Origin of the sequence: Micromonospora sp. MP36 (assembly GCF_008119785.1) — a bacterium.
Lineage (GTDB): Bacteria > Actinomycetota > Actinomycetes > Mycobacteriales > Micromonosporaceae > Micromonospora.
In genome coordinates, this window is record NZ_VSFA01000168.1 from 1 (window position 1) to 9,918 (window position 9,918).

Annotated in this window: 10 protein-coding genes; 8 read left to right on the forward strand and 2 right to left on the reverse strand. The window is 71.6% G+C overall.

Going from position 1 to position 9,918, the window contains the following annotated elements; genetic code table 11:
* Nucleotides 1-182: 182 nt before the first annotated feature.
* From FXF52_RS38875 to FXF52_RS38895, 5 genes are all read left to right on the forward strand, one after another.
* Entirely contained in the window at nt 183-1,619 is a 1,437-nt protein-coding gene (locus FXF52_RS38875) for a TldD/PmbA family protein (protein ID WP_148804661.1), read from the forward strand.
* Nucleotides 1,616-3,016, forward strand: a complete 1,401-nt coding sequence (locus FXF52_RS38880) for a TldD/PmbA family protein (RefSeq protein WP_148804662.1) — start codon at nt 1,616-1,618, stop codon at nt 3,014-3,016. Before FXF52_RS38875 ends, FXF52_RS38880 begins: the two co-directional genes overlap by 4 nt.
* A gap of 308 nt (nt 3,017-3,324) precedes the next feature.
* Nucleotides 3,325-4,131 carry a hypothetical protein gene (locus FXF52_RS38885; protein ID WP_148804663.1) on the forward strand — a complete coding sequence of 269 codons (807 nt, stop codon included), beginning with the start codon at nt 3,325-3,327 and terminating at the stop codon, nt 4,129-4,131.
* Between the two features lie 11 nt (nt 4,132-4,142).
* On the forward strand, nt 4,143-6,056 hold the full coding sequence (locus tag FXF52_RS38890; protein WP_148804664.1) for a fumarate reductase/succinate dehydrogenase flavoprotein subunit: 1,914 nt from the start codon (nt 4,143-4,145) through the stop codon (nt 6,054-6,056).
* On the forward strand, nt 6,056-7,117 hold the full coding sequence (locus FXF52_RS38895; RefSeq protein ID WP_148804665.1) for a succinate dehydrogenase/fumarate reductase iron-sulfur subunit: 1,062 nt from the start codon (nt 6,056-6,058) through the stop codon (nt 7,115-7,117). The genes FXF52_RS38890 and FXF52_RS38895 overlap by 1 nt, the downstream gene beginning before the upstream one ends.
* A 235-nt stretch (nt 7,118-7,352) precedes the next feature.
* Here FXF52_RS38895 and FXF52_RS38900 read toward each other — a convergent pair whose 3' ends face one another.
* The gene (locus FXF52_RS38900) at nt 7,353-7,787 is read right to left on the reverse strand and encodes a (deoxy)nucleoside triphosphate pyrophosphohydrolase (protein WP_187413979.1); all 435 of its coding nucleotides are present in this window, start codon (nt 7,785-7,787) and stop codon (nt 7,353-7,355) included.
* A gap of 185 nt (nt 7,788-7,972) precedes the next feature.
* Here FXF52_RS38900 and FXF52_RS38905 point away from each other — a divergent pair, with 185 nt between their 5' ends.
* From FXF52_RS38905 to FXF52_RS38915, 3 genes are read left to right on the forward strand one after another with little or no spacing between them, the layout of a single operon-like run.
* Complete coding sequence (locus FXF52_RS38905) at nt 7,973-8,281, forward strand: 4a-hydroxytetrahydrobiopterin dehydratase (RefSeq protein WP_148804666.1); 309 nt, start codon at nt 7,973-7,975, stop codon at nt 8,279-8,281.
* A gap of 33 nt (nt 8,282-8,314) precedes the next feature.
* Complete coding sequence (locus tag FXF52_RS38910) at nt 8,315-8,677, forward strand: PH domain-containing protein (protein ID WP_148804667.1); 363 nt, start codon at nt 8,315-8,317, stop codon at nt 8,675-8,677.
* A gap of 18 nt (nt 8,678-8,695) precedes the next feature.
* On the forward strand, nt 8,696-9,418 hold the full coding sequence (locus FXF52_RS38915) for a class I SAM-dependent methyltransferase (protein WP_148804668.1): 723 nt from the start codon (nt 8,696-8,698) through the stop codon (nt 9,416-9,418).
* 6 nt (nt 9,419-9,424) lie between these two features.
* On the opposite strand, the gene FXF52_RS38920 is transcribed toward FXF52_RS38915, so the two are convergent.
* Nucleotides 9,425-9,886, reverse strand: a complete 462-nt coding sequence (locus FXF52_RS38920) for a hypothetical protein (protein ID WP_148804669.1) — start codon at nt 9,884-9,886, stop codon at nt 9,425-9,427.
* Between the last annotated feature and the right edge of the window lie 32 nt (nt 9,887-9,918).

Sequence of the window (9,918 nt, forward strand, 5' to 3'; positions counted from 1 at the left end):
AGGAGATTCACGTCCGCCGCTGGCCGACACGCCGGGCCCATCGCGAGCCCGCGGCGGCTGCTTGGCTGACGGACGTGGGTGCGCTCGCCTAGGGTCGGGCGCATGAGCGAGCGCCAGCGAGCGAATCATCAACGCAGTCCGGTGGTGCCTCATGACGGCACTGAGCGCAGCGAAGTGCCGTCATGACCGAGTTCGACGCGGCGAGCGCCGCCGTCCAGGCCGCCCTCGACGCGGGAGCCCGGTACGCGGACGCCCGCGTGATGCACCGGCGCTACGAGTCGATGTCGGCCCGCAACGGCGCCATCGAGGAGCTGACCCAGGACGAGAGCATCGGGCTGGGCGTCCGGGCGCTGGTCGGGTCGAGCTGGGGCTTCCACGCCGTACCCGATCTGTCGGATGCCGCGGCCGGCGACGCCGGGCGGCGCGCCGCGGCGATCGCCACCGCGAGCGCGCGCGTCCCCGGCCCGCCGATCGACCTGGTCCCCGTCGAGGCCACCGTCGCGAGCTGGGCCTCCGGGTGCGAGGTGGACCCGCTCGGCGTCCCGCTCTCCGACAAGGGCGACCTGCTCGTCCGCGCCACGGAGACGATGCGCGCGCACGGCGCCGACCTGGCCGAGGGGCTCTACCAGATCTGGGACACCGCCAAGTGGTTCGTCTCCAGCGAGGGGCACCGGATCGACCAGCGCATCCGCGAGTGCGGCGGCGGCATCTCGGCGACCTCGATCGGCGACGGTGAGACCCAGCGGCGGTCCTACCCGAGCTACCGGGGGCAGTACGGCACCACCGGCTGGGAGCTGGTCACCTCGCTCGACCTGCCCGGGCACGCCGCCCGGATCGCCGAGGAGTCCCGGGAGCTGCTCACCGCCCCCGAGTGCCCAGCCGGCGAGACCGACCTGATCCTCGGCGGCGAGCAGCTCGCCCTGCAGATCCACGAGTCGGTGGGCCACGCCATCGAGCTGGACCGGATCCTCGGCTGGGAGGCCGCCTTCGCCGGGACGTCCTGGCTGGACCTGACCCGGCTCGGCGCGCTGCGCTACGGCTCCGAGCTGATGAACATCACCATCGACCCGACCATCCCCGGCGCGCTGGGCAGCTTCGGCTTCGACGATGAGGGTTCCCCGGCGGTCAAGCGGGACGCGGTCCGCGCGGGGCGTTGGGTGGGGGTGCTCGCCGGCCGCGACTCGGCCGCCGTCGCCGGCCTGCGATACGGCGGCAGCGTACGCGCGGACGGCTGGGCGCGGCTGCCGATGGTGCGGATGACCAACGTGGGCCTGGAACCGGGCCCGCACACCCTCGACGAGATCATCGAGGCCACCGACGACGGGGTGCTGATGGACCTCAACCGCTCCTGGTCGATCGACGACAAGCGGCTGAACTTCCAGTTCGGCTGCGAGGTCGGTTGGGAGGTGAAGAAGGGCCGGCGGGGCCGGATGCTGCGCAATCCCACCTACACCGGGATCGGGCCGGTCTTCTGGCGCTCGATGGACATGCTCTCCTCGGAGATCGTCCCGTGGGGCACGCCGAACTGCGGCAAGGGCCAGCCCGGCCAGGTCGGGCACACCGGCCATCCGGCCGCACCGGCCCGCTTCCGCAACGTCCGGGTGGGGGTACGGGCATGAGCGAGCTGGACATCGCCGGTCAGGTCATCGAGCTGGCCCGCCGGCTCGCCGGGCCGGACGCGCAGGCCGAGGTCACGGTGACCCGCGCCGACCTGGCGCTGACCCGGTTCGCGAACTCGTTCATCCACCAGAACGTCGCCGAGTCGGGCACGGCGGTGCGGCTGCGGCTGCACGTCGACGGACGGACGGCCGCCGGCAGCGGCAGCCTGGTCGACCCCGACGGGCTGACCGCGCTGGTCGAGCGGACCCTGGCGGCGGCCCGGCTCTGCCCGCCTGACCCGGCCTGGCCGGGGCTGGCCCCGCCGTCGCCGGTCCCGACCGGCGCGGTCTTCGACGAGGCCACGGCGTTCGCGGAGCCCGACGAGCGGGCCGCCCGGGTGCGCGACTTCGTGGACGCGGTCGGCGGGCTGGAGGCGGCCGGCTACTGCCGGACGGCGTACCGGTCGGGGGCGTTCGCCAACTCGGCCGGCCACTCCGCGTCGGGTCGCACGGCAGAGGCGGCGATGGACGGCATCGCGCGTACCGGCGGGGCGGACGGGGTGGCCCGGCGCTGCGCCGACCGGCTCGTCGACCTCGACGGTGCCGCGCTCGGCGCCCGGGCGGCGGCGAAGGCGCGGGCCGCCGCGGACCCGGTCGAGCTGCCCCCGGGGCGGTACGAGGTGGTGCTCGAGCCGGCCGCCGTCGCCGACCTGCTCCAGAACCTCTCGTGGTTCGGCTTCAACGGCAAGCGGTACGCCGAGCGGCAATCCTTCGCCGAGTTGGGCGCCCCTCAGTTCGACCCGGCCGTGACGCTGGTGGACGACCCGCTGCACGGCTCGGCCCTGCCGTACGACCTGGAGGGCACCCCGCGGCACGCACTGACCCTGGTTGACGCGGGCACCACCAGGGCGGTGACGCACGACCGGCGCAGCGGCGCCGAGTCGGGGGTGACGTCCACCGGGCACGGGATGCCCGGCGCGTCCACCTTCGGCCCGATCCCGCGCAACCTCCGCCTGCTTCCCGCCGCCGCCCGCACGGTCGGTGGTGACAGCCCGGCCCCCGTCGGCGGGCCGGCCGGCGGGGCGGTGGCCGACCCGGACACGGCGGCGCTGGTCGCCGGGGTGCAACGCGGGTTGCTGGTCAGCGACTTCTGGTACACCCGGGTGCTCGACCCGAAACAGCTGGTCATCACCGGGTTGACCCGAAACGGGGTCTGGCTGGTCGAGGACGGGGTGCCGACCCGGGCGGTCCGCGACTTCCGCTTCACCGAGTCGTACCCCCGAGCCCTCGGACCAGGCCGGGTGCTCGGCCTGGGGCGGCTGGCGGTCCGCCAGCCCGACCGGACCGACGGCGTCTGGTGGGAGGCGCCGCCGCTGCGGCTGGCGTCGTGGCACTTCACCGGCGGCGCGTCCGGCTGACCGCCGGACGGCTCGGTCGCGGATGGTCGGTGACGGTGGACGGAGGGAGCCGCCGGCCCGGTCCGCGGCACCCGAACAAATATTGATCATGGTTCGGGTCTTTCCATCGTGCGGGACACACGGGACACTGCGTTGCGCGGCCGGGCCGCGAAGATCGGCGTAACGTGTGTCACTTAGCTGCGCCGGTTCGTCGGCGCGGTCGCATGCGTGCGCAAGACGTGGCAGTGGATGCGGTCTCACCCGGTCCGCTGACCGGTATGGAAGGTGATCCGCGCCCCCGCGAGGGCGCCGTCAGGGAGACGACTCGAATGACATCAACGGCAACGAGGCCGCGGGGGACGCGGGCACGCGCCGCGATCGCGGCGAAGACGTTGCGAACCGACCGCTGGTGGTTTGCGCCACTGATCACCGTCGTCGGGCTCAGCGCCTGGGTCATCTACGCGACGGTCCGGGTCTTCATGCACAAGTGGTACTGGGTCGAGGAGTTCCACTACCTGACACCGTTCTACTCCCCCTGTGTGACCGACCGGTGCGTCGAGAACTCCGCGCACATCGGCACCTTCCTGCCGGGCTGGTGGATCATCCCGGACGCGGCGCTGACCCTGCCGTTCCTGCTGCTGTTCCGGTTGACCTGCTACTACTACCGCAAGGCCTACTACCGGTCGTTCTGGCTCACGCCGCCGGCCTGTGCGGTCCCGGACGGGCACCAGGCGTACAGCGGGGAGACCCGCTTCCCGCTGCTCGGGCAGAACCTGCACCGCTACTTCTTCTACGCCGCCGCGATCATCTCGATCATCAACACCTACGACGCCATCTACGCCTTCCACTCCCCCAAGGGCTTCGGCTTCGGGCTCGGCAACCTGATCCTGCTGGCCAACGTGGTGATGCTCTGGGCGTACACCATCTCCTGCCACTCCTGCCGGCACATCATCGGCGGGCGGCTCAAGCACTTCTCGAAGCACCCGCTGCGCTACCGCGCCTGGACCTTCGTCTCCTGGCTGAACGTCCGGCACATGCAGCTCGCCTGGATCACCCTCGGCACCCTCGCCCTGACCGACTTCTACGTCATGGCGGTGGCCGCCCACTGGTTCGACGACCTGCGGTTCATCAACTAGAGGCCCTGGACATGACTGAGACGCGAATCGAACGACACCACTACGACGTCGTCGTGATCGGGGCCGGTGGCGCCGGCCTGCGCGCGGCGATCGAGGCCCGGCTCGCCGGCAAGAAGACCGCGATCATCTCGAAGTCGCTCTTCGGCAAGGCGCACACGGTGATGGCCGAGGGCGGCGCCGCGGCCGCGATGGGGAACGTGAACCCCCGGGACAACTGGCAGGTGCACTTCCGCGACACCATGCGCGGCGGCAAGTTCCTCAACAACTTCCGGATGGCCGAGCTGCACGCCAAGGAGTCGCCGCAGCGGATCTGGGAGCTGGAGACGTACGGGGCGCTCTTCGACCGGACGAAGGACGGGAAGATCTCCCAGCGCAACTTCGGCGGGCACGAGTATCCCCGGCTGGCGCACGTCGGCGACCGGACCGGCCTGGAGCTGATCCGGACCCTCCAGCAGAAGATCGTCTCCCTGCAGCAGGAGGACAAGCGGGAGCTCGGCGACTACGAGGCCCGGATCAGGGTCTTCGCCGAGACCACCATCACCGAGCTGCTGCTCGACGGCGACCGGGTCGCGGGCGCGTTCGGCTACTACCGCGAATCCGGCGAGTTCATCCTGTTCGAGGCGCCGGCCGTGGTGCTGGCCACCGGCGGCGTGGGCCGCTCCTACAAGGTCACCTCGAACTCCTGGGAGTACACCGGGGACGGTCACGCGCTGGCGCTGCGCGCCGGGGCGACCCTGATCAACATGGAGTTCCTCCAGTTCCACCCGACCGGCATGGTCTGGCCGCCCTCGGTGAAGGGCATCCTGGTCACCGAGTCGGTCCGCGGCGACGGTGGGGTGCTGAAGAACTCCGAGGGCAAGCGGTTCATGTTCGACTACGTGCCGGACGTGTTCCGCAAGCAGTACGCGGACAACGAGGCGGAGGCGGACCGCTGGTACAAGGACCCGGACAACAACCGGCGTCCGCCCGAGCTGCTCCCCCGGGACGAGGTGGCCCGGGCCATCAACAGCGAGGTCAAGGCCGGTCGGGGCACCCCGGCCGGCGGTGTCTATCTGGACATCGCCTCCCGGCTGCCGGCGGAGGAGATCCGCCGCCGCCTGCCGTCGATGCACCACCAGTTCAAGGAGCTGGCCGACGTCGACATCACCAAGGAGCCGATGGAGGTCGGCCCGACCTGCCACTACGTGATGGGCGGCGTCGAGGTGGACCCGGACTCCGGTGCGGCGGCGGGCAGCGTACGCGGGCTCTTCGCCGCTGGTGAGGTGTCCGGCGGCATGCACGGCTCCAACCGGCTCGGCGGCAACTCGCTGTCCGACCTGCTGGTCTTCGGCAAGCGGGCGGGCGGCCACGCCGCCTCGTACACCGACCAGCTCCCCACGCGCCCGAAGATCTCGGTGGCGGCGGTGGAGGCCGCGGTGGAGACGGCGCTGGCGCCGCTGCAGCGCGACACCGGGGAGAGCCCGTACGTCCTCCAGCAGGACCTCCAGGCGGTGATGGGCGAGCTGGTCGGCATCATCCGGCGGGAAGGCGAGCTGGTCGACGCGCTGGGCAAGCTGGCGCAGCTGCGCGAGCGGGTGGCCAAGGTGAGTGCGGCCGGCGGCCGCCGCTACAACCCGGGCTGGCACCTGGCGCTGGACCTGCGCAACATGCTGGTGGTCTCGGAGTGCACCGCGAAGGCCGCGCTGGAGCGGCAGGAGTCGCGCGGCGGGCACACCCGGGAGGACTTCCCGCAGATGGACGCGAAATGGCGGCGGGTGAACCTGGTCTGCTCGCTGGACGGCGACGCGGTCCGGCTGGAGCGCAAGCCGCTGCCGAAGATGCGCCCGGAGCTGATCAGCCTGTTCGACCGGGCGGAGCTGGCCAAATACCTGACCGACGAGGAACTCGCCGAGTTCGACGCCCTCACCGAGGAGGCGGGCAAGTAATGGGCACCAAGCGACAGTTCCGCATCTGGCGGGGCGACGAGAGCGGCGGCGACCTCCAGGACTACGCCGTCGAGGTCAACGAGGGCGAGGTCGTCCTCGACGTCATCCACCGGCTGCAGGCCACCGACGCGCCGGACCTGGCGTGCCGGTGGAACTGCAAGGCCGGCAAGTGCGGCTCCTGCTCGATGGAGATCAACGGCAAGCCGCGGCTGAGCTGCATGACCCGGATGTCGACGTTCGAGGACGACGAGACCGTGACGGTCACGCCGCTGCGGACGTTCCCGGTCATCCGGGACCTGGTCACCGACGTCTCGTTCAACTACGAGAAGGCCCGTGAGACCCCGGCGTTCGCGCCGCCGGCCGACGTGGCTCCCGGCGAGTACCGGATGCAGCAGGTCGACGTCGAGCGCTCGCAGGAGTTCCGCAAGTGCATCGAGTGCTACCTGTGCCAGAACGTCTGCCACGTGATCCGTGACCACGAGGAGAACAAGCCGGCCTTCTCCGGTCCCCGGTTCTTCATCCGGGCCGCCGAGCTGGACATGCACCCGCTCGACGCGAAGACCGACCGCAAGGAGTACGCGCAGTCCGAGATGGGACTCGGCTTCTGCAACATCACCAAGTGCTGCACCGAGGTCTGCCCCGAGCACATCAAGATCACCGACAACGGGATCATCCCCATGAAGGAGCGGGTCGTCGACCGCAGGTACGATCCCCTCGTGTGGCTTGGTAGCAAGATCTTCCGGAGGGGTCAGGTGCCTCAGACCAGCGTGACCAGCGAGCACCACAGCGGCGCGGGCTCCGCCCAGAGCGGGGTGCACTCGCACGCCGGCGGGTCGCACGACGCGCGATCCGAGGCGCAGGCGCAGAAGGGCGTCAACTGGCACCGCCAGGTGCCGCACCCGACCGCCCCTCCGCTCGACGCCAACGGCAAGCTGCCGCTGACCGAGCTGACCTTCGACAAGGCCGCCGCGCCGTCGCCGTTCGGTGACGACGTCACCTTCCCGCTGCCGCCGGAGCACCTCAACTTCGCTCACCCGCAGCAGGACCAGCCGAAGCACTGAGCAGCACGACAACGACGACGGGGGCCGCGGCACATGCCGCCGGCCCCCGTCCCGTTTCCGCCCCGCTGTCCGCTTCCCGGCCGACCGCCGGACCCCGTCGCCGCGTGGCATGAAGTGGTAGTCCGCGAGCACGTGTCGCGACAACGACTTCATGATCGACGAGCGGTGCCGGGCGCCGGCGACCGCGGCGAAGAGCGACCTCGCCCGGGCGCAGGCCGGGTGGCGCGGGAGCGGGTCAGGCGGTGAGCAGGGGGCGCAGGGCGGCGACGATCGGCGCGTCGGCGGGGAGCCAGGCGACCGTGTCGAGTTCGGCGGCGGAGAGCCAGCGCAGCGCGGAGTGCTCCAGGGCTTTCGGCTGGTCATCATGGAGGAGGCGGGCCACGTACACCCGGAGGACGGAACGGCCGTGGGCCATCCGGACGTCCCGGCCGACCCGTGCGCCGATCTCCACGCGTACGCCGAGCTCCTCGGCGCACTCGCGGACCAGCGCGGCGATCTCGTCCTCCCCCGGCTCGACCTTGCCGCCGGGGAACTCCCAGCGGCCGGCCACCTCAACGGGCGCGGCGCGCTCGCAGGCCAGGACCCTGCCGTCGGCGATGATCGCCGCCCCGACGACCACCTTCGGCTCGCGCCCGCCCTGCCCGTTCCCGCTAACCCGTTCGGTCCGCACGGGCGTCCAGGGTGCCAGATCAATCGGCGGTTTGGGTACCTGAGCCGCACCGTCAGGCCAACAGAACACGGAAGTGTGGGCGTGGACACACGATCCGTGCGACGACAAACTAGAGGGCGTCGACTGGGACACGGGATGGCGACGATTTGGCCACAAGCCGGCAACGACGCCTGGGAGGTACGGTGATGCGCGTGCTTTTCCGCAGCCGGGCAAAGCACGACTACCTCAGCGACGCGCTCGCCCTGCTGTCCGGGTGGACCCGGGAGGGTGAGCAGATCCGACGGACGCTCGTCCTGGACGACACTCAGCACGCGGCGCTGACCGAGCGGGTCAAGGTGGTCGCGGACGCGCTACGGCTACGCCCCGAGATCAGTCGCCGCGCCGACCGTACGCAGATCCGGGTGGGCCACGGCGACGACGAGCCGCTGACCGAGGGCGAGGTGCTGTTGGCGGCCCGCATCGAGGACGCCGTCAGGGCGGTGACCGGCTCCTGAGCCGGCTGGCACCCGCCACCTACCGTCGGGTGCATGACCACCCCGACGTACGACCGCAAGGAACAGTTCCAGCAGATCCAGAGCGGGCTCCTGGCCGGCGAACAGATCATCGCCGTGTACGACGCGGTCGGCTCCGGCACCGGGTTCATCGGCCTCACCGACCGCCGCGTGATCATCCAGGACCGGTCCTTCATCGGCAAGCGGTACGCCATCACTAGCATCCCGTACTCGAAGATCACCAGCGTCAGCGTGGTGAGCAACAAGTCCTGGGGCGGTTCCTTCTTCTCCACCGGGGCGATCGCCATCCACGTCGGCGCGCAGACCTACGAGGTCGAGTTCCGGGGCGCGCAGAAGAGCCACCACGTGCACAACGTGATCCTCCACCACATCTCCTGACGCCTACCCTGATCGGTCATGGACCGGCGGCTGGCAGCGCTCTATGACGTGGAGAACCGGTGGGGGCGCGACGACGACTTCTTCCTTGGTCTCGTCGGCGCGGCGCCCGCGGCCCGCGTGCTCGACCTGGGCTGCGGGACCGGGCGGCTGACCCTGGCGCTGGCCGCCGCCGGCCACGACGTCACCGGGGTCGAGCCGCAGCCGGCGTCGCTGGCCGCGGCCCGCGCCAAGTCGGGCGCCGACCGGGTCACCTGGATCGAGGGCACCTCCGCCGACCTGCCCGACGCCGCGTACGGGGTGGCCCTGATGACCAGCCACGTGGCGCAGGAGATCCGAGGCGACGAGGAGTGGGCCGGCACCCTCGCCGACCTGCGGCGGGCCCTGGTGGACGGCGGTGCGCTGGCGTTCGACTCGCGCGACCCGGCGGCCCGCCGGTGGGAACGCTGGACCCCGAGCGCGTCCCGCCGCCGACTCACCCTGCCCGACGGCGCGGTGGTCGACGCCCGGACCGAGCTGACCGAGGTACGCGACGGCCTGGTCAGCTACGTCCACCACTACCGGTGGCCGGACGGCGTCGAGCTGAGCAGCCCCGGCACGCTGCGCTTCCGGACCGAGGCGGAACTGCGGGCGTCCCTCGCCGACGCCGGCTTCACCGTCGAGCGGGTGTACGGCGGCTGGGCCGGCGAGCCGGTCGGCGCGAGCGACGACGGCGAGCTGATCGTCGTCGCTCGGGCCGGCTGAGCCCGGTCAGCCGGCCCGGCGGTAGGTCAACTCGAAGTCGAGGGCCCAGTCGGTGCCGTCCGCAGACCGCTCCCAGCGCGCGTCGATGGTGTCGCCGTCGGCGCTGAGCGTCCCGGTGAACCGCTGGTGGAAGCCGGGCGCGTCGCGCCACATCCGCCAGAGACCGTCGGCGAACGTCATCCGGTAGACCCGGTGCACGCCGCGCGCGTCCGCGTACAGCACGGTGAACTCCTCGTCGGCGTCGTCGAGGCCGACGAGTTGCGTGGTGGGGAACGGCACGTTGTCCCGCCACGCCTGCGGCGCAGTGTCCGGCAGGGGCTCCGCGTCGCTGAACATCCGCAGGTACTGGCCGCCGTCGACCCAGGTGACGTCCGTCCACGCGGCGCCGAGGCCCTCGACCTTCGGCCGCACCGTCCACCGCCCGACGAGCACGTCCAGCCGCGCGAGCGCGGGATGCCGCTCCCCCATTCCTCCTCCTCCTGCTGCCGAGAAGGTTCACG

Excerpts from the sequence above, each read along its gene's own strand:
- FXF52_RS38875 (WP_148804661.1), top strand. The coding sequence starts at position 183 with ATGACCGAGTTCGACGCGGCGAGCGCCGCCGTCCAGGCCGCCCTCGAC.
- FXF52_RS38880 (WP_148804662.1), top strand. The coding sequence starts at position 1,616 with ATGAGCGAGCTGGACATCGCCGGTCAGGTCATCGAGCTGGCCCGCCGG.
- FXF52_RS38885 (WP_148804663.1), top strand. The coding sequence starts at position 3,325 with ATGACATCAACGGCAACGAGGCCGCGGGGGACGCGGGCACGCGCCGCG.
- FXF52_RS38915 (WP_148804668.1), top strand. The coding sequence starts at position 8,696 with ATGGACCGGCGGCTGGCAGCGCTCTATGACGTGGAGAACCGGTGGGGG.
- FXF52_RS38895 (WP_148804665.1), top strand. The coding sequence starts at position 6,056 with ATGGGCACCAAGCGACAGTTCCGCATCTGGCGGGGCGACGAGAGCGGC.
- FXF52_RS38910 (WP_148804667.1), top strand. The coding sequence starts at position 8,315 with ATGACCACCCCGACGTACGACCGCAAGGAACAGTTCCAGCAGATCCAG.
- FXF52_RS38905 (WP_148804666.1), top strand. The coding sequence starts at position 7,973 with ATGCGCGTGCTTTTCCGCAGCCGGGCAAAGCACGACTACCTCAGCGAC.
- FXF52_RS38920 (WP_148804669.1), bottom strand. The coding sequence starts at position 9,886 with ATGGGGGAGCGGCATCCCGCGCTCGCGCGGCTGGACGTGCTCGTCGGG.
- FXF52_RS38890 (WP_148804664.1), top strand. The coding sequence starts at position 4,143 with ATGACTGAGACGCGAATCGAACGACACCACTACGACGTCGTCGTGATC.